Origin of the sequence: Kangiella marina (genome assembly GCF_039541235.1) — a bacterium.
Classification (GTDB): domain Bacteria; phylum Pseudomonadota; class Gammaproteobacteria; order Enterobacterales; family Kangiellaceae; genus Kangiella; species Kangiella marina.
The window spans coordinates 243,898-263,699 of record NZ_BAABFV010000002.1 but is presented as its reverse complement, the minus strand read 5'-3'; the positions used below and the strand labels follow the sequence as shown (position 1 = coordinate 263,699).

The window sequence follows — 19,802 nt, the reverse complement described above, 5'->3', positions numbered from 1 at the left end:
AATTATAGGGTTGCTGGATCAGCTTTATCAGCGTCAATGTTGTAACGCTTTATCGCTTTAGTCACTTCTTTAACATCGATTTCGCCTTCATCGGCCAACGCTTTAAGCGCTGCCACGACAACATAATAGCGGTCAACCTCAAAGAAGCGGCGTAAATTTTCACGGCTGTCTGAGCGACCAAAACCATCGGTACCCAACACCGTGTAATCCATTGGTACGAAAGCACGGATTTGATCCGCGTAAGACTTCATGTAATCCGTTGCTGCAATCGCAGGGCCTTTTTGTTTCTCAAGACACTTCTCAACGTATGATTTCTTAGGCTTCTTATCAGGATGTAGCATGTTTTCACGCTCAACCGCCAAACCTTCACGGCGCAGTTCTGTAAAGCTTGGAACTGACCAAATATCTGCTAGAACCCCAAAGTCTTCTTCCAACAACTCAGCGGCATGCTCAACTTCACGTAAAATTGAACCCGACCCCATCAGCTGGACGCGAGGTGCTTTCTTACGCGACTTGTTCGCTTTCAGCTGGTACATACCTTTGATAATGCCTTCTTCAACATCGTCCGGCATTTCAGGGTGGACGTAATTTTCATTCAGCGTCGAAATGTAATAGAACACATTTTCTTGGACCTTATACATACGGCGCATCCCTTCGCGCACAATCACGGCCACTTCGTAGGCATAAGTCGGATCGTAACTGATACAGTTAGGAACCGTCGCCGCAATCAAGTGGTTGTGACCGTCTTGATGCTGTAAGCCTTCGCCATTCAACGTTGTACGGCCTGAGGTTGCGCCAATCAAGAAGCCTCGTGCTTGCATGTCACCAGCCGCCCAGGCCAAATCACCAATACGCTGGAAACCAAACATCGAATAGAAAATGTAGAAAGGAATCATCGGCAAGTTATTGCTCGAATAACTGGTAGCCGCAGCCATCCACGATGACATAGCGCCCGCTTCGTTGATGCCTTCTTCAAGGATCTGACCTTTCTTGTCTTCGCGGTAATACATGATTTGATCCGAATCAACCGGATCATACAGTTGACCTACTGACGAGTAGATCCCAATCTGACGGAACATGCCTTCCATACCGAAAGTACGCGCTTCATCAGGAATAATCGGAACGATGCGTTCTTTAAGACTTTTATCTTTTAATAGCACGTTCAAGCCACGAACAAAGGCCATCGTGGTCGAGATTTCACGGTCACCACTCGATTTTAGTAGGGCCTCAAATGCATCCAGCGAAGGAATATCCAGGCTCTGCGAATCAGGGCGACGCGCTGGCAAATGACCACCAAGCTTTTCACGACGTTCGTGAAGGTACTTAATCTCTTCACTGTCTTCACCAGGGTGATAAAACGGTACGTCCTCTAATTTGTCATCAGGGATCGGAACATTGAAGCGGTCACGGAAGTGCTTAAGTGCTTCTAAGTTCATCTTCTTCATCTGGTGAGCCGCGTTTTTACCCTCACCTGAAGAGCCCATACCGTAACCTTTAACGGTTTTAGCTAAGATGACTGTAGGCTGACCTTCAGTATTTACGGCTTTGTGGTAAGCGGCATAAACTTTGTGTGGATCGTGACCACCACGATTTAAGCGCCAAATGTCTTCATCCGACATGTTGGCAACCATTTCCAGTAACTTAGGATCTTTACCAAAGAAGTGCTCACGGGTATAAGCACCACCCTTGGCTTTGCAGTTTTGGTATTCGCCATCAACGGTTTCTTCCATCACTTTGCGCAAACGACCTTCAGTATCACGCGCAATTAATGGATCCCAATATCTGCCCCAGATGACTTTCAATACGCTCCAACCTGAGCCACGGAATTCGCCTTCAAGCTCTTGGATAATTTTGCCGTTACCACGTACCGGGCCATCCAGACGCTGCAAGTTACAGTTAACGACGAAAATTAAGTTGTCTAGCTTCTCCCGACCCGCAAGACTGATAGCCCCCATTGACTCAGGTTCATCCATCTCACCATCACCAAGAAACGCCCATACTTTACGCCCCTTAGTGTCAGCTAAACCGCGGTTTTCCAAATACTTAAGGAAGCGTGCTTGGTAGATGGCTTGAATTGGTCCTAAGCCCATTGATACTGTTGGGAACTGCCAAAAGTCAGGCATCAGCCATGGGTGTGGATACGATGATAAACCTTTACCATCAACTTCTTGGCGGAAGTTACTTAGCTGATCTTCTGATAAACGCCCCTCAAGGAAGGCGCGGGCGTAAATACCCGGCGAAGAGTGACCTTGGTAATAAATCAAGTCACCTTTGTCTTCGTTATTACCTTTGAAGAAGTGGTTAAAGCCTACATCATAAAGCGTCGCACTTGAGGCAAAGCTCGATAAGTGGCCACCCAGCTCAAGTTCTTTGTTAGACGCTTGAAGCACGATGGCAATCGCATTCCAACGAATGATTGCTCGTAACCGGCGTTCCATTTCTTGATCGCCAGGCATGTGCGCTTCTTGCGAAGGTGGAATCGTGTTTAAGTAGGCGGTGGTTAAATCAAATGGTAAGTTAGCACCAGCACGACGCGCTTTAGCCACTAACTTTTCTAACAAGAAGTGCGCACGTTCTACGCCCTCTTCAGCCATCACCGCATCTAACGCATCAATCCACTCTTGTGTTTCTATAGGATCAACATCCTGCGCTGCTGCGGTTCTCTTTAAATCGTTCTCAGACATATCTTTTATCGCCCTATGACAGCCACATGCATTTATTTAACACGTGTTAAACAGAATTATTAAAATTCACAAAGCAGTCATCTTAGTCAAAAAAGCTGCAAAAAGATACCGTAGTGGGCAAAAAACGCCCATTCACAGCAAGAGGTCTGACCTTCTGTCATTCGATACAATTATTTAACCCATGTTAACAATCAAGTTCGTCAACTACACAAAAGTCCAGCCAAGGAAAGACGCTACCGCAATGATGGCAAAGAGAATCACGCCAGCGCGTTGAGACAAACTGATCGCGCAATGGTTAGCGGCACAGGCAGAGTCATCCTCGTAAGAACCTCCCATGCTGCCGTTTGCAACAAGGTTCAGAAGCTCTTTACCACTAACCTGTAAATCAAAGAACTTGCCTTTGCCGTGTTCTATACCTTGCGCCATATCACCAGCAAGCAAGTAGGTTAATGCTGATAACCTGAAAGCCAACCACTCCATACCGTAATGAATCTTTTGACCAAATTCACCGAGTTTATTTTCCTGTTGTTGCCATAGCAGCATGCGATAGAGCAAAGCTCCCGCGGGACCGAGTAGCACAAACCAAATGGCAACGCTGAAATATTGACTTTCAATGTTATAAAAAATCGAGTCCGTGACATCTTGAATCATCGTGTCTTCACTATCCGACTCTTTTCCAGTATAGGTCTTGGCATACTCATAAGCTGCTTGAGAGTCATCATTCTCCATAGCGCCAAAGTACCCTTGGAGTTGTTTGCTCGGTAGTTGAGGCCCAAAGGTGTGAACTAAAATCAGTACCATGAGCGCCAGCATAATGACCGAAGCAACAAAGCCATCATCAAATAGCTTGAATAGGATAAAGACTAGAACCGCGGGAAGGATCACTTCGAAAACTTCTTTCAACCAAGCACGGTACCAGCTTTTATCGCCGAAGCTTTTATCAAGAAACTTTAGATAAGAAAAGTACCAGTTGTCACTGCTTAATTTGTCTCTCGCGACCGACTGGTTACCGTGATAATAACGCTCTATTAAAATCGCGATGACTAATGCTAATAACGCCATATCCCCTTCCTGATAATGTTAATAATGTGATGCTTTTGACCACTGTTATACCACAAGCATAGAACGCTTCGTAAGCGCCTAAGTTAAGTTAGCCAGCAATTCTCGATAATAATCCCACTGAAAAGCAGGTCCAGGATCGGTCTTACGACCTGGTGCGATATCAGAATGTCCGGCAATTCTGTCTAGCGTTATCTGAGGATACGCTTTGAGCAGCAAATAACTGACTTTAGCAAGAACCCGGTACTGCACATTTTCATAGGCAATATCATCAGCGCCTTCAAGCTCGATACCGATTGAGAAATCATTGCATTTCTCGCGACCATCAAAGCTTGATACACCAGCATGCCATGCCCGGCGATGAAAAGGCACATACTGAACCACTTCACCATCCCGCCGAATAAGCAAGTGGCTGGATACTTTGATGCCAGCAATTTCCTTGAAGAAAGGGTCATCACCAGGGCTGAGACACCCTCCAAACAACTGATCAATGTAGGGTCCACCAAACTGCCTTGGCGGCAAACTGATGTTATGAATGACTAACAAATTAATATCGGCCTTACTTCCACCCTCACCCTCACGCTCATCATGATGATGACACTCAGCTTGGCGTACATTCTCGATGAGGCCATTATGTAAATTTATACAATATTCCTGCTCCACGAATGACATGCTATTCCTAAACCCGTTTTTTGTGATTACAATACCACAGATTACGCGCATTATGATGCCAGACATACATTTTAGTAACTCAGCACGGAACCCATTATGATTGATATTCCTTATCAAGCCCAATTGCAGCAAAGCATTGATTATCAAATAAAAAAAGCGCTTGAAGAAGACTTGGATGGTCTTGATGGGGTTGATGTTACCGCCGAATTAATAGCCGCCGACAAGATCGCAAAAGGCCGGCTAATCACCCGTGAAGACTGTGTGGTGTGTGGTATCGACTGGTTCAATGCCGTTTTCGCTCAACTCGACCCAAGTATCAAGCTGGAATGGAAATGCCACGATGGTGACAAGATGTCGGCGAACGATACTTTGTGCGAGATTAGCGGTAATGCCCGAAATATTCTAACGGCAGAAAGAAGCGCTATGAACTTCTTGCAAACCCTTTCAGCAACAGCGACCATGACCGCTCGCTATGTCCGCGAATTGAAAGGTACCGACTGCCAGCTGCTGGACACGCGTAAAACCATTCCTATGCTTCGTTTGGCTCAAAAGTATGCGGTGTATTGCGGCGGCGGTAAAAACCATCGTATGGGGCTGTATGACGCCTTTTTGATCAAAGAAAATCATATTGTCTCAACTGGCTCAATTGAAAATGCGGTTAATAGCGCTCGTCGAAATCATCCCGACATTTTAGTGGAAGTAGAGGTTGAAACTTTTGCTCAGCTGGATCAGGCTTTAGATGCTGGAGCCGATGTGGTTATGTTGGATAACTTCAGTATTGACGATATGCGAACGGGAGTTGCGATCAATCGCATGCACTCTCATACTGCAAAAATTGAAGCATCGGGTAACGTCACGCTCGACACTTTGCGTGATATAGCAGAAACTGGGGTCGACTTTATTTCTGTTGGCGCCTTAACCAAACACGTTAAAGCGGTCGATCTATCGTTACGTTTGGAGATGTAGCTAACAAATAGCGAGTTCAAAGCTTAAGTCTTGTGAAAGCGGCTTAAGCTCCCCCTCCTTTTTTTCAATAAAACGTATACTGAAGTAATGCTTTGAACCACTAACTTCCGGGAAGTAGCTTGAATCATTGGGCAGGTTAATCCGTAGCAATTTCGGATTAGATTTGTCAGAAAGACTGCTTTGAAAGACGCCTTGCTGGCATGTTACGGCCTCAAAGCCACCATTTTCTCTGAACAGTCGGAGAAGAATCTTTATACACTGCGCCAGCCCTTCTAAATGGGAAAACCATCCTCTCAAACTTTCAAGTCGATACTCAAAGGGCTGGTTTAGAAACAAGTACAACTCTGGCAAGTCAAAACTACAAGTCCCGCCGGGCATTCTGATACGGTTTTTTAGCATGTCAATAAAGCGATCGGAACGTAATTTAGTACCAAACTTGCCTTGATAGGTTCCTAACCAACTAAGTAATTGATTGAGTTGCTCTAGAAATCGTTTGAGCTTTAAACCATCAATGTAGGGGCTTTCTTCAAGCTGGGAAAAATAAAGTCGCTGAGCCTCAAGCTCCTTGATCAGCTCGCCCTTAATATCACCCCTGTCTAAACAATCGAGAACCTCCCACAAATTGCGCAAGGCAGCGACATGACAGGCTTTAGAGTCTTGATCTCGTAAGTGAAGTTGAATTGCAAACAGCTGCTCTAAGCGCAGGTATGTTCTAACCTGCTCACACAAAGGGTGCTCATATAAGATTGGCTCTGAGACGTCACTCATTGAGTTAGCTCCTTGCTAATTCACGATATTGCTTGTCTAAGTTTATAACTTGTTGTTTTAACGATTGCAAATCTGAGCTGTTGGTAATGATGTCATCTGCTACCGCTACTCTTTTATCCCGGGATGCCTGACTGTTGATAATGGCCTTTGCTTGCTCTTCAGAGCTTTCATCGCGTTGCATGAGTCTGTGGAGTTGAGTTGGCCCGTCCACATCCACCAGCAGCACTCTTTGGTAATGCTTTGCCTCAGAGGTGCCATGAATCGTTTCTAAATAGAGCGGTATTACATTGAGGGTATAGTCTTCACTGCGCTGCTCTGCGTCCTGTCGTAACGTCGACATTCTATCTCGGATCATAGGATGCAAGAGCTGATTAAGCCAGTTTCTATGCTCATCATTAGAAAAAACAATGTCACGCAGTGCCTGTCGATTTAATGTACCGTCAGTATGTAAAACCGCTACTCCAAATTTCTCGGTAATTCTAGACAATCCTTCAGAGCCTACGGTGACTACATCTCGAGCGACGATGTCTGCGTCAATGACTGTCACGCCTAGTTGCTCAAAATACTGACTGACTGCGCTTTTTCCACTAGCCACTCCACCAGTAAGTACAATGTGATACGTCATGGTTTCTATGGAGTCAAAAAGTTAAGGTAATACCCAGTCAGCGGCTCCCCCCATAGTAGGGTTACCCAGCCTGAGATCGCTAGAAACGGTCCGAAAGGAATCGTGTAATCGCGGCCTTTTTTATTAATGACCATTGCGATAATACCCAAAACCGCACCGGTGACCGTCGATAAAATAATCACCAGCGGCAGCATTTTGAATCCCACGAAAGCTCCGATCGCTGCCAACAACTTGAAGTCACCATGCCCCATGCCTTCTTTACCAGTAACAATTTTAAACAACCAATAAATGCTCCATAACACTAAGTAACCACATAAGGCCCCTACCACCGAAGAATAGAGATCAGGTGCGAAACTCGGTTGAATGACACTGGGGTCTAAGAATAGAAATGTACTCAAACCAACCCAAATCAAAGGTAAGGTCAGTTGATCGGGTAAGATCTTATGATCATAGTCAATGAAGCTGCTGATAATCAGGTATGAAGTAAAAATCACTGCAAATAAAAGCAACCAACTAAAACCAAAAGCCCATCCACACAGGGCAAAAGTCGTCGCTGTTAATAACTCAACCAATGGATAACGGACTGATATAGAGGCTTTACACGAGCGACACTTACCTCCCAGTACTGCCCAGCTCAGCACTGGGATATTTTCCAGAGCAGTTATTTGATGGCCACACTTAGGGCAAGCAGAACGCGGGGTTACTAAAGTATACTTTTCAGGAAGAGAGTCCTGCGGACAGTCTACCTTACAGTCCGCTTCTTTTAATATCTCTGTCGCGGTTTCCCGCCACTCGCGGTTCAATATTTTCGGTAGCCGATGAATGACCACGTTATAAAAGCTGCCAAATAAAAGCCCCAGTATAAAAAGAAAACCTGCCAACAAAGGCAGGTTATTTGATAATAATTCAATCATATTATTGTCTGTCTATTTTGAATTAGAAGGCGTCACCAAGTTTAAAGATCGGCAGGTACATCGCAACAATAATTGTACCGACTAAACCACCGATGAATACAATGACGAAGGGCTCAATCAAAGAACTTAAGCCATCTACCGCGTCATCTACCTCTTGCTCATAAATATCAGCAACTTTCGACAGCATCGTATCTACAGAACCGGCTTCCTCACCGATAGCAACCATTTGGTTGACCATGTTAGGAAAAACACCTGTCGACGTCATAGCCATGTTAATTTGCAGGCCACTCGTAACGTCTTCCTTAATTTTCATGATGGCCTTTTTGTATACACTATTACCTGAGGCACCAGCAGCTGAATCTAACGCATCAACTAGCGGCACACCTGCTGCAAAAGTTGTCGCTAGAGTACGCGCATAGCGGGCTACCGCAGCTTTTTGTACCAAAGGTCCAAAAATAGGTACTTTTAATAAAAACCGGTCTTTTGCTTCTCTAAATTGCGGTGAGTGTTTACTCGCTTGAACATAACCAACTACAATTGCAATTATCACACCAAGGTAGAGATACCAGTTTTCTTGCATACTTTCTGAAGCAGAAACTACCATTCCAGTTAATGCAGGAAGGTCAGCACCGGCCCCTGAAAACAAGTCTTTAAACATTGGTACAACATAAATCAACAACACAGCTGTTACAGCAAGTGATACCACAATCACCGCAGCTGGATACATCATCGCTTTTTTAATTTTAGATTTTAACGCTTCAGATTTTTCTTTATAAGTCGCGATTCGGTCAAGCATCTGCTCCAATGTACCCGACTGCTCACCGGCATGAATCAAATCACACACCAGCTCATCAAAATACTTAGGTTGCGCACGTAAAGCAGTCGCAAATGGGTTACCAGATTCAACATCATCTTTGATTTTTAAAACCAGTTCTTGCACGCTTGCATTCTCATGCCCTTTACCAATGATGTCGAATGACTGCACCAAAGGAACACCGGCTTTCATCATGGTCGCTAGCTGGCGCAAAAATACTGCGATATCGACTGGCTTAATCGGCTTTTTTCCCCCGCCAAAAGAAGCAAATAAGTCAGCATTCACGGTTTTAGGCGTAATCCCTTGTTTACGCAGAGAAGATTTAACTTCATCGGCATTTACAGCAGGCATTGAGCCCTTCACTTTCTGACCTTGCTTATTAACACCTTTCCACTGAAAAACCTTTTGTTTTTTTTGCTTTGACGATGTTTTTCGTTTCTTTACTGCCGTAGCCATGATGCTCTACCTTTGATATTCAGTTAAACCAATATAGCAGAAAACACGAGTTTCTGCCCAATGAGCAATTTATTACAAGCCACTCAATATTATTCCTGAGTGACTCGGTTAATTTCTTCTAAACTGGTTGCCCCAATTTTCACTTTGTTTAACCCAGTTCTCCGCAAGTCTGGAATGCCTTCTTTTTTTGCTTGATCGGAAATATCTATAGCATTACCGCCTTCCATAATTATTCTTCCAGTCTCCTCAGAGACAGGCATCACCTGGAATAAACCTACTCGACCTTTATAACCTAACGTACATTTATCGCAACCCACAGGTTCATAAATTGTGAGTTCGTTCAGCTCTTCTTTAGTAAATCCCTCTTCAAGCAAAGCTTCCTCTGGCAACTCAGAAGGCTTTTTACAATGTTCACACAAACGTCTAGCAAGACGTTGCGCAACCACCAAGTTAACTGTCGTCGCAATATTAAAAGGAGCAACCCCCATATTAACAAGCCTTGTTAGGGTTTCAGGTGCTGAATTTGTATGGAGCGTAGATAGCACCAAGTGACCTGTTTGTGACGCTTTAATCGCTATTTCTGCTGTCTCTAAATCCCGAATCTCACCCACTAATACAATATCGGGATCCTGGCGTAGGAATGCTCTCAAAGCAGAAGCAAACGTTAATCCAGCTTTCACGTTAACATTTACCTGGTTAACCCCAGCTAGGTTAATTTCAACAGGGTCTTCTGCGGTGGAAATATTCTTATGCTCATCATTCAGAATATTAACCCCTGTATAAAGCGTCACTGTTTTACCTGAACCTGTGGGACCTGTTACCAACACCATTCCTTGCGGCTTATTGATGGCATCCATGAAGTGCTTTTTTTGTTGCGATTCAAAACCCAGCGCATCCACACCCAGCATGGCGCTCGTTGGATCTAATATACGCATCACAATTTTTTCACCAAACAGAGTAGGCAGCGTATTGACACGAAAATCTATCGCTTTTGTTTTCGATAGCTTTAACTTAACCCGTCCATCCTGAGGAACTCTTCGCTCAGAAATATCAAGGTTTGACAGTACTTTTAAGCGTGCTGAAATACGTGCCGAAAGTTGAATTGGAGGGCTTGCAACTTCATGTAAAATACCGTCGATACGGAATCGAACTCTATACTTCTTTTCATAAGGCTCAAAATGCAGGTCCGACGCACCTTTTCGGATGGCATCAACTAGCATTTTCTTCACAAACTTAACAACGGGCGCGTCATCTTTTTCAGCCCCAGCACCCACATCCTCTGTATCATTAGTATCTACGGCATCTAGGTCAATATTATCTAGATCAGCATCATCAAAGTCCGATAAAGACTCGCTCTCTTTCTCATCTATGAGCTTGTTGACTAAAGAATCAAGCTTGGATGGCTCTACGAGTACAGCTTCTATTGAACAGTTAGTCTGGAACCTCACTTCCTCTAAGCTCTTAAGGTTCGTAGCGTCAGCGACACCAACAAATAGTCTAGTGCCTCTTTTATATAGGGGGAGAACACGATGCTTCCGCATCATATTGAGATCAATAATATCCTTCGGTAAGTTATCTGGATTGATTGAACTAGCATCGAAATAAGGAGCGCCAAAGTTTACACCCTGAGCTTTTACAGCATCCGTTCCTTTTACCCATCCTGAAGAAACTAGCCAGTCTATTAAACCAACTTTATCTTCTTTAGCTCTGTCAACAGCCTCTTTGACTTTCTCTTTTTCTATGAGGCCTTCTGCAACCAACATATGTGCAAGACCAGTTAGCCCAGTTTCAACTAATGCCATCAGAATAACTCCGCTTAGAGTTAAGTTTAATAATAATGTCTATATCCTTGAATAAAAAGGGACAAAAGTCAATTCTGAAGGTTAGTTTAATGACTTTTAAGCCACTCATCTGCTGTCCTAACTCCAGTGTAATAGCACTCGATTTGTAACTTCACATCTTCTGCTTTTTCTTTTTCGCCTAATATTTGGTATGAGTAATAAAGGTTGAAAAAATACTGTAGTCGTGGACTTATTTGATTCTGCTCTTCTAACCACTGTAGAAAGTCTATGACTGGCTGCTTTTCTCCAGATTCAACAGCAATATTGGCACGATGCTTTAGTAGCAACGAATTATATTCTGGCCTCCAACCTATATGCACTATAGATTTTTTCAACTGTTGCTCAGTTCTATTTAACGCTTTTTCGAACACAACAGCTTGATATAATGAGTAGATATTTAGCAGCAATGCCACCGCAACACCAGCACCAACAACACCAGCAAAACCTCGTCCAAATTTCGAAATAGTGGGACTTACATTAAATTCAAACACTTTAAGCTCATTAGCACTAGAGGTTATATAGAAAAAAAGCAATATCGCCAGTAGTAAGTGCGCCCCTGAAATATAAAATGGAAGTTCTACCAAGGTATGAAGGCCAATTGGTGTTAATAGAGCTACTCCTGCAAAAGCTTTCTTCTTCCCAGTAAAGGCAGGTAACAACAGGCCTACTAATATAATAACCAACCCCAGTATTGAAATCAGTCCTCCCTGAACTCCCCAATATAATAACTCATTATGTGGGTGAGAAAGATTTTCAGCTCTAGGAGTTGATGCTTTAACTACCTCATTGTTCAAATTATTTTCTAAACCTATCAAATAGACTTTCTCAAAGCTTCCAAGTCCATGCCCAAACAAAGGTTTTTCCTCTATTGCATTTAAAGCTGTAGAGTAAATTAGCTCTCGATTGTGTGTTTTCGAAAAGTCCTTTACTTCACTGTTAAAAAAAGTACTCATAAATATCAATGAAGCTAGCCCTCCTAGCAGCATGGGAGCAATTACCTTAAGATGTTTTTTTGGAAACTTCGGACCACAAGAAACAAATATTAATAAAAGAGCCGCAACCAACGAATACAAGCCAACCCTTGAGTTTGTCAATACAAGTATGAATGCAGAAAGAAAAACTAACACCTCAAACGAATAGCGGAAACACGGTAAGCTGTTTTCGTATCGAGATAATCGACTCCCCTCTTTTGAGGCTTTCAAGTAGTATACGACGACAAGGGCAGTGGTGATAAAACTAGCTAGTAAATTCCTTTGATTGAAAGTTCCTTTTAATCTAGGTAACTCCATCTCAGTGGCATTGCTTGTCAACTGCATCATTATGTCATGGAATAATTGCCAGCAAGCAATAATCACTTGACTAAAAGCAATACCAATAAATATTAATAAAATTGTTTCTAAACTATGATCACTTAATTCATATTGAAATAACGCCAAATAAAACAGCAAACATAGAATCAGCGCTACAGGTAAGTATTTACCGTAATCAAAAGTATCGGCTGGGTTCAGGTATAAAGGTGCTACTGCAATTAATACCCCTAAAATCAACAAGGAAGATCTCTTCGGAAAAACTACTTTTTTCTTATTTAATACATTTATAAATGACGTAACCACAACTATGCAGATTAAAACCCAAGTAAAATTGTTACGAATAAAAGCTAAGCCACCTGCTGACTGCAGTTCTGTCCAAGGTAACAAGGACAACACTGTCAGTATGCTCAGAAAAGTGAACGATTTATTTCTCAATAATTTCATAGGCAAAAAAAAACGAGCCGGAGCTCGCTTTTTTTAACTAAACTAAATTAGTTACGGCAGTTAGCCGGCTTGTAACGAGAATCAATCGTTCCAGCACATACCCAACCAGTCATTTCTGTACCTGCACCACCAGCAAACTGAGGAGCAAGAGTTAATGTTTCACCATCAACACCGGCACCAATAGCCTGTGCTTCCACAGAAATAACACCTGCAGTAACTGTTAGAGATGCAGGGGTTACATACTGAGAACCCGTTGTGGAGCAGCCAGCAGCATCTGCAGAATCAATCGAAGCAATATTGCTACCATTTGAAGCGTATGTTTCAGCTACAGACGTTTTACAGGCAGCCAAAGTTGCAGCCAACTCAGATACCTTAGAACGCTTGATGTAATCTTGGTAAGCTGGAATTGCTACTGCTGCCAAAATACCGACGATCGCTACGACGATCATTAATTCAATAAGGGTAAAACCCGCTTGTTTTTTAGTTTGCATGAGACTCTCTCCTATACATTTAACAAAAAAGTTATTTCATTTGTTCATACAAGATTTGCTGTTTCTAAGTATCCCTCAGAGGTTCTCATACTTAGTTTGCACAAGCCGCTCAAAACGAACGAAACTGTTTGAACAAATCTTGTAACTAAATATAACTGTGCAATTCAAATATAGCAACTAACGATTGTAAAATATCTCGACACACCCAGTAAAACAATGACTTAGGTCACATTTGTATGCAAGGTCGCATCATTTATAGCGAGTTCATTGATTAAATATCAACCATTTACAGCTGTTATTGACAATATTTGTCACTTCTAGCCTTTAGACTTAAGCCCTAAACAAGGGTTAAAACACCATTATTTTCATATATGCCCTTGTTTTTAAACAGCTTTTAAGAAAAACACCTGTTCTTCTGAAAGCCAAGAAAAGTTTTACATTGTCTCAAAAGTTTAACAATCACTCTCGATTTTTCATCCTCATGTGCGTATCCTTACGCCAATATCATAGCAAATAAGCCTTAATTTATGTCTGAAACAATGATTGTAAAGTGCCCGACCTGTACAAAATCGGTTGCCTGGACTGGGAGTAATGACTTTAAACCCTTTTGCAGTAAAAGGTGTCAATTAATTGATCTGGGCGAATGGGCCAGTGAAGGACATAAAATTGCTGGACAACAACTTGACCCAAATACAGTACAAGAATTGGCGAGAACTGAGGATACTAATTCAGATTAGCTTAAGGATGGCTTGATTTGCCTCAGGGAACTGGTAATCGCTTAATCGGTGACGCGGACACCATATAAGAGGCTGGCCTTCTTTTCCGTTAGGTACACCTAGATAATCTTTGACTACACAAACTTCCAAGCGCACAGACTTATCATCATAGTCATGCTCGATCACCGTCAAAGGTTCCACGCTTGCTGGGATGATATCCAGCTCTTCAAAGCACTCTCTTTGAGCAGCCTGCTCTAGCGACTCGCCATTTTCGAACTTTCCACCGGGAAACTCCCAAAGCCCGCCTTGATGTTGGCTTTTTGCCCTTTTAGCAATAAGCACGCGGTCGGCAATAATAATGACTGCGACCGCGACTTTAATGACTGCCATATTTCTTACGAGGCTTTTCCGTGGCAATGTTTGAATTTTTTACCAGATCCACAAGGGCATGGCTCATTTCGTCCGACCTTGGGTTGCTCACGAACAAAGGTTTCCGCCTGACGCTGCGTCTCACTCTCTTGCTCTGCTGGCATCGCTGAAGCTGAATCGTGTTGTGCATTCATCTGTGATGAATCACGCTGTTGACGCTCCATGGCTTCAACTTCTTCAGGCATACGGAACTTAACTTTCGACAGCACCGTCACAACATCGTGTTTAAGGTTATCTAGCAAGCCAGAGAAAAGTTCAAACGCTTCACGCTTATACTCTTGCTTTGGGTTCTTTTGCGCGTAACTGCGTAAGTGGATACTTTGTCTCAAGTGATCCATGTTACCAAGATGCTCTTTCCAGTGCATATCAAGGTGCTGTAGCATGACTTGCTTTTCCAGCTGACGCATCATTTTTGGATCTGGCAGCGCTGCTTCTTTAGCTTCGTAGCCAGACTGGATTTCTTGGTAAAGCTTTTCGCGTAACTCTTCTTCAGCAAACTTGTCGTCCTCATCAAGCCACTTCTGAATCGGTAGCTCAATATCAAACTCTTGGTCAACGCGCTGCTCTAATCCTTTGATGTCCCACATTTCCTCAATAGACTGTGGCGGCACATATTGGCTTATAATATCCTGCACCACGTCATAGCGCATATCTTCAACGGTTTCCTGAATATCATCAGATTCCATCAACTCATTACGTTGCTCGTAAATGACTCGGCGCTGATCATTAGCCACATCGTCATATTCAAGCAGGTTTTTACGCATATCAAAGTTACGCTGCTCCACCTTACGTTGAGCGTTTTCAATAGCACGAGAAACCATTTTATGTTCAAGCGCTTCGCCTTCTTCCCACCCAAAACGCTGCATCATCATGCCTAAACGCTCTGAAGCGAAAATACGCATCAGATCATCTTCAAGTGATAGATAAAAGCGACTTAAACCCGGATCACCCTGACGACCCGAACGACCACGTAGCTGGTTATCAATACGACGAGACTCGTGTCGCTCAGTACCAATAATCGCTAAACCACCCGCGTTAAGCACTTCATCATGGCGTTTTTGCCACTCTTCTTTAGCCTTAGCAATTTTATCGTCACTTGGGTTTTCGCCCAAAGCAGCAATATCCGCCTGCAAGTTACCGCCAAGCACGATATCGGTACCACGCCCTGCCATGTTAGTCGCGATGGTCACTGACCCAGCTCGACCAGCTTGAGCAATAATATCGGCTTCTTTCGCATGGAACTTCGCGTTCAAGACTTGGTGCTTAATCTTGCCTTTTTTCAGCGCTTTAGAAATTAACTCTGAAGACTCAATAGAAACAGTACCCACCAAAATAGGTTGGCCTTTCGCCTGCAGGTCTTTAATCTCTTCAATAATTGCGGCGTACTTTTCTTCCTTGCTTAAGTAAATCAAATCAGGCATGTCTAAGCGCTGCATAGGCTTATTGGTAGGAATAACCACAACTTCCAAGCCGTAGATCATATGAAGCTCGGTGGCTTCAGTATCTGCAGTACCGGTCATACCCGAGAGTTTGTTGTACAAGCGGAAGTAATTCTGGAAGGTAATTGAAGCTAGCGTTTGGTTTTCATTCTGAATGTTCACACCTTCTTTGGCTTCGATCGCTTGGTGTAAACCATCAGACCAACGACGCCCCGGCATGGTACGTCCAGTATGCTCATCAACAATAACCACTTCGTTGTCCTTAACCACGTAATCAACGTCTTTTTTGAAGAGCTTATGCGCTCTCAATGCCGCATTAACATGGTGCAACAACATGATACTGGCTGGGCTATAAAGACTTTGCCCTTCAGGGAGCAAACCTGTTTTACGCAACAAGTCTTCAATGCGCTCCTGACCCAATTCTGTCAGATTCGCTTGCTTGCCTTTTTCATCAATCGTGTAGTCACCCGTATCTTCTTCGCCTTCCTCTGACTCTTTCTCTTGAGCTTCGAGCTTGGGGATAAGTTGATTGATGGCGCGATACATTTCCGAGCTATCCTCAGCTTGTCCAGAAATGATCAAAGGTGTTCGGGCTTCATCGATTAAAATCGAATCAACCTCATCGATAACGGCAAAGTTGAGTTCGCGCTGTACACGCTGTTCTTTCTCAAACGCCATATTGTCGCGAAGATAATCGAAACCGTATTCATTATTGGTGCCATAGGTAATGTCTGAACCATAAGCATCTTTTTTCTGCTCATGGCTTTGACCTGATAAAATCACCCCCACAGACATACCAAGGAAATCATAAACTGGCGCCATCCACTCAGCATCACGTTGTGCAAGATAATCATTCACTGTGATGACGTGAACGCCTTTACCTGACAAAGCATTCAAATACACCGGCAAGGTCGCCACAAGCGTCTTACCTTCACCAGTTCGCATCTCACCAATCTTTCCTTGGTGTAGAGTCATACCACCAATCAATTGCACATCAAAATGGCGCATACCCAGCGTACGCTTACTGGCCTCTCGAACGGCGGCAAACGCTTCTGGCAATATGTCATCAAGACTTTCACCCTGCTCAAGACGTTGCTTGAATTCCTCGGTTTTAGCCTTAACCTGTTCGTCACTTAAAGCTTCAAACTCAGCCTCAAGCTGGTTGATACGCTCAACCTGCTTTCCCATACGTTTAATTGTGCGTTGATTTCGACTGCCAAATATTTTGCTAAGAAGACTCATGCTATTGGTTCTTTTATCAAGTTATTAAACAACTGTAGACTCTTTTTTCGGCTCAAGACCTTTGTTCTAGGAAGCAACAATTGTTTAGGGAATTATCATTAAGCACTCGATTGTACCGATATTCTAGAAGCTGTAAACGCCTGATCGGGCTTTTCGAGCAAGTATCACCAACTTATGGGGGTTATCAACTGAAATTTCAATAGCATCCATTGCTATTTCGGAATGGCTATTTGACGAGTAACTATTTGAAGGGTTAAGACTTAGGGAGTGGCTATTTAAGAATGACGAAAAAAAGCGAAGCTATAAAAAAGCCGAGCTTGATGCTCGGCTTTAGGCTGTATAATGCAAGTCTACGACTCTTTGAGATAACGCCATGGGTTGACGCGTTTACCATTTCGAGTGACTTCGTAATGCACATGAGGTCCGGTCGATCGTCCGGTGCTGCCAACTTTTGCGATGGTTTCACCCTTTTCAACAAGGTCACCTTTCTTCACCAACACGGCTTTATTATGACCGTAACGTGTTGTGTAGCCATCACCATGGCTAACTTCAACAAAAATTCCATAGCCCGCTTTGCGCTCAACCGTTGTCACTACGCCTGCTGCGGTAGCCACCACATCCGAGCCAGCTAAAGCTGAAAAGTCGATCCCGGCATGCCAAGCACGCTTACCCGAGAAAGGATCTGCCCGATAACCGTAGGGCGATGATAACCATCCTGTATTAACAGGACGACCAGTAATTTTTTGCTCAGCACTAATATTTTTATCAAGCAGTAATGACTCTAGCGCAAAGAGTTGCTGTTCTTTCGCTTCAATAGAACTTTGAATCGTATCCAACGAAGAAGCAACATCATGGTAGGTTGCCTTGTCGGCGCTATCGCCTTCAGACGGACCACCCATCGCAGGAGCCGCACCAAAGCCAAACTCTTCTGTGATTCCGGCTTCCTCTGCTAAACGCGCACCGGCTGCATCTAACCGCAGGATGTGTGCCTGCATCGAAGCCAAACGGCTCGACAATGCCTGTACTTTATCTTCCGATAATTTTTTAGCCCGCTCTAACTCTTCTTTTTGCTGAGTTAATTCGACTTGCCATTTCTGGATCGCAGATTCACTCACTAAGTCCTGCTGAAGAACCCATTTAGTGATATAGAAGGTAGCAGTAACCACAGCAACCAAGCTGAGCATGCTCAGTAGTACTGTCACCACTAGCTTAGATCGTCCTAATTCCAAAGCCTTGATTCCTTTCTGATCACTTTTAATAATCGTAATTCGCATAATCAACCAAAGTTACTCAAGTCATCGAAATTGTAACACTCGTGTTTACAATCTTTTGCGGTTTTATCCGCGGTACCGGATGACAAATTCAAGTTCGTCAGATTACAATAGTAACCTAACACCCACTAAGCCCAGAAGCATAAAGCTTATGAAGCGTCCTTCCCGAGCCAAGTCCGTGGCTGACATTCTTAGCAAGCCAGACAGCTTGCTTAAAGGGCTATTGAAACAATCCAACAGCCTCAAATCCATAAACGAAGATGTACAAAAATTACTGCCTGACGAGCTAAAAGACCACTGTATGGTCTCTGAGTATAATCAAACCAGTCTAATCATCACTGCGGAAAATGCAGCTTGGAGTACACGACTTCGTTATATCTCTTCAGATTTACTGACCAACCTACGAAAGGCTGGCCACTACTCATTGGCTAATATTCAGATAAAAGTAAAGCCAAGTCAAATCTGATCGTAAAAAATACCGGTGCTAAATACTTGTTTAAGTTCTTATTAAACAGAAAGCACAGGGTTCATGATGTATGAAATTGGCGCTGTTTTAGCATCTTCATACGTCGCCAGTTCCCACGTTGACTCATCCGCCATTAGCGTACGAATTAACTGGTTGTTTAGCGCATGTCCTGATTTATAGCCTGTGAAAGAACCAATCAAGCTATGGCCCAATAAGAATAAATCACCGATTGCATCGAGAATCTTGTGCTTAACAAACTCATCGTCATAACGTAAACCATCTTCATTAAGAACACGGTAATCATCCATCACGATAGCGTTATCTTGGCTTCCTCCTAGCGCAAGGTTGTTGGCACGCAAGAACTCAATGTCTTTCATAAAACCAAACGTACGCGCTCGACTCACTTCCTTCACGAAAGAGGTCGTAGAAAAGTCGATCACAGAAGTCTGGCTGCTTTTCTTAAATACCGGGTGATCAAAATCGATCGTAAAAGCGACTTTAAAACCATCAAATGGCTCGAACGTTGCTTTTTTGTCACCGTCTTCGACAGTCACTTTTTTCTTAATCTTAATAAATTTCTTTGGTGCATTCTGCTCAGTCACGCCAGCTGATTGCAGCAAGAAAACAAATGGGCTCGCACTGCCGTCCATAATCGGAACTTCAGGCGCAGACACATCAATGTAAGCATTATCAAGCCCCAAACCAGCCATTGCTGATAAAAGGTGCTCGACAGTAGAAATACGCACATCACCTTTCACCAAACAGGTGGAAAGCGTGGTATCACCCACATTTTCAGGTTTAGCATCAATTTCTACAATTGGGTCTAGATCAACGCGACGGAACACAATCCCTGTATCCACTGGTGCTGGTCGTAGGGTCAAATACACTTTATCTCCAGTGTGTAAACCTACGCCAGTGGCGCGAATGGTTGTTTTCAACGTACGTTGTCGTATCATTCGGTGTTTCTCCAACTTCTTGATAAATCAAGAATTTAGGGTGAAAGATGTCTGAATTTTAGCGCATATTACCACAATATTTCTATTGTTTGAATAATTTTTGAACATTTTTTGAACATTTGTTTGAATTCGCATCTTCCACACAAATTCTCACTATTCCCTGATTATCGTAAGTTCACCCTTAATCAACACTGAATGTAGAACAAGGTGAGTTAAGGAGGCTCGAAGGGAGTGCCTCC

General features: G+C 43.3%; 17 protein-coding genes. 3 read left to right on the top strand and 14 right to left on the bottom strand.

What is annotated here, in order from left to right; genetic code table 11:
* Positions 1–2: 2 nt before the first annotated feature.
* The 3 genes from aceE to ampD form a co-directional block, all read right to left on the bottom strand.
* Positions 3–2,684: a pyruvate dehydrogenase (acetyl-transferring), homodimeric type gene (aceE, locus tag ABD943_RS09375; RefSeq protein WP_345292927.1), complete on the bottom strand. Its 2,682-nt coding sequence runs from the start codon at positions 2,682–2,684 to the stop codon at positions 3–5.
* 204 nt (positions 2,685–2,888) lie between these two features.
* Complete coding sequence (gene ampE, locus ABD943_RS09370) at positions 2,889–3,746, bottom strand: regulatory signaling modulator protein AmpE (protein WP_345292926.1); 858 nt, start codon at positions 3,744–3,746, stop codon at positions 2,889–2,891.
* A gap of 78 nt (positions 3,747–3,824) precedes the next feature.
* Positions 3,825–4,415, bottom strand: coding sequence for a 1,6-anhydro-N-acetylmuramyl-L-alanine amidase AmpD (gene ampD, locus ABD943_RS09365; RefSeq protein ID WP_425559471.1), 591 nt, complete (start codon positions 4,413–4,415; stop codon positions 3,825–3,827).
* A 96-nt stretch (positions 4,416–4,511) separates the two neighbouring features.
* On the opposite strand from ampD, the gene nadC reads away from it, so the two are divergent.
* On the top strand, positions 4,512–5,381 hold the full coding sequence (nadC, locus tag ABD943_RS09360; RefSeq protein WP_345292925.1) for a carboxylating nicotinate-nucleotide diphosphorylase: 870 nt from the start codon (positions 4,512–4,514) through the stop codon (positions 5,379–5,381).
* Here the strand turns inward: nadC and zapD are convergent, their stop codons facing one another.
* The 7 genes from zapD to ABD943_RS09325 form a co-directional block, all read right to left on the bottom strand.
* Positions 5,382–6,149 (bottom strand): cell division protein ZapD, encoded by a 768-nt coding sequence (gene zapD, locus ABD943_RS09355; RefSeq protein WP_345292924.1) that lies wholly within the window; start codon positions 6,147–6,149, stop codon positions 5,382–5,384. It lies immediately after the preceding gene.
* 4 nt (positions 6,150–6,153) lie between these two features.
* Complete coding sequence (gene coaE / locus ABD943_RS09350; RefSeq protein ID WP_345292923.1) at positions 6,154–6,774, bottom strand: dephospho-CoA kinase; 621 nt, start codon at positions 6,772–6,774, stop codon at positions 6,154–6,156.
* A 5-nt stretch (positions 6,775–6,779) separates the two neighbouring features.
* Positions 6,780–7,688 (bottom strand): prepilin peptidase, encoded by a 909-nt coding sequence (locus ABD943_RS09345; RefSeq protein ID WP_345292922.1) that lies wholly within the window; start codon positions 7,686–7,688, stop codon positions 6,780–6,782.
* 22 nt (positions 7,689–7,710) lie between these two features.
* Positions 7,711–8,958, bottom strand: coding sequence for a type II secretion system F family protein (locus tag ABD943_RS09340; protein WP_345292921.1), 1,248 nt, complete (start codon positions 8,956–8,958; stop codon positions 7,711–7,713).
* Between the two features lie 89 nt (positions 8,959–9,047).
* Complete coding sequence (pilB, locus tag ABD943_RS09335) at positions 9,048–10,760, bottom strand: type IV-A pilus assembly ATPase PilB (RefSeq protein WP_345292920.1); 1,713 nt, start codon at positions 10,758–10,760, stop codon at positions 9,048–9,050.
* An 86-nt stretch (positions 10,761–10,846) separates the two neighbouring features.
* Positions 10,847–12,496, bottom strand: coding sequence for a PglL family O-oligosaccharyltransferase (locus ABD943_RS09330; RefSeq protein ID WP_345292919.1), 1,650 nt, complete (start codon positions 12,494–12,496; stop codon positions 10,847–10,849).
* Between the two features lie 104 nt (positions 12,497–12,600).
* Complete coding sequence (locus ABD943_RS09325) at positions 12,601–13,044, bottom strand: pilin (RefSeq protein WP_345292918.1); 444 nt, start codon at positions 13,042–13,044, stop codon at positions 12,601–12,603.
* A gap of 527 nt (positions 13,045–13,571) precedes the next feature.
* Here ABD943_RS09325 and yacG point away from each other — a divergent pair.
* Positions 13,572–13,781 (top strand): DNA gyrase inhibitor YacG, encoded by a 210-nt coding sequence (yacG, locus tag ABD943_RS09320; protein WP_345292917.1) that lies wholly within the window; start codon positions 13,572–13,574, stop codon positions 13,779–13,781.
* Here the strand turns inward: yacG and ABD943_RS09315 are convergent.
* The 3 genes from ABD943_RS09315 to ABD943_RS09305 all read right to left on the bottom strand — a co-directional run bounded on the left by ABD943_RS09315 (position 13,773) and on the right by ABD943_RS09305 (position 18,144).
* Positions 13,773–14,150: an NUDIX domain-containing protein gene (locus ABD943_RS09315; RefSeq protein ID WP_345292916.1), complete on the bottom strand. Its 378-nt coding sequence runs from the start codon at positions 14,148–14,150 to the stop codon at positions 13,773–13,775. The genes yacG and ABD943_RS09315 overlap by 9 nt on opposite strands.
* Before the next feature lie 5 nt (positions 14,151–14,155).
* Positions 14,156–16,870: a preprotein translocase subunit SecA gene (gene secA, locus ABD943_RS09310; RefSeq protein ID WP_345292915.1), complete on the bottom strand. Its 2,715-nt coding sequence runs from the start codon at positions 16,868–16,870 to the stop codon at positions 14,156–14,158.
* 350 nt (positions 16,871–17,220) lie between these two features.
* Entirely contained in the window at positions 17,221–18,144 is a 924-nt protein-coding gene (locus ABD943_RS09305; protein ID WP_345292914.1) for a peptidoglycan DD-metalloendopeptidase family protein, read from the bottom strand.
* 148 nt (positions 18,145–18,292) lie between these two features.
* Between ABD943_RS09305 and ABD943_RS09300 the strand changes: the two genes are divergently transcribed.
* Positions 18,293–18,607 (top strand): DciA family protein, encoded by a 315-nt coding sequence (locus ABD943_RS09300; protein WP_345292913.1) that lies wholly within the window; start codon positions 18,293–18,295, stop codon positions 18,605–18,607.
* Between the two features lie 41 nt (positions 18,608–18,648).
* On the opposite strand, the gene lpxC is transcribed toward ABD943_RS09300, so the two are convergent.
* The gene (gene lpxC, locus ABD943_RS09295) at positions 18,649–19,563 is read right to left on the bottom strand and encodes a UDP-3-O-acyl-N-acetylglucosamine deacetylase (RefSeq protein WP_345292912.1); all 915 of its coding nucleotides are present in this window, start codon (positions 19,561–19,563) and stop codon (positions 18,649–18,651) included.
* Positions 19,564–19,802 lie beyond the last annotated feature (239 nt).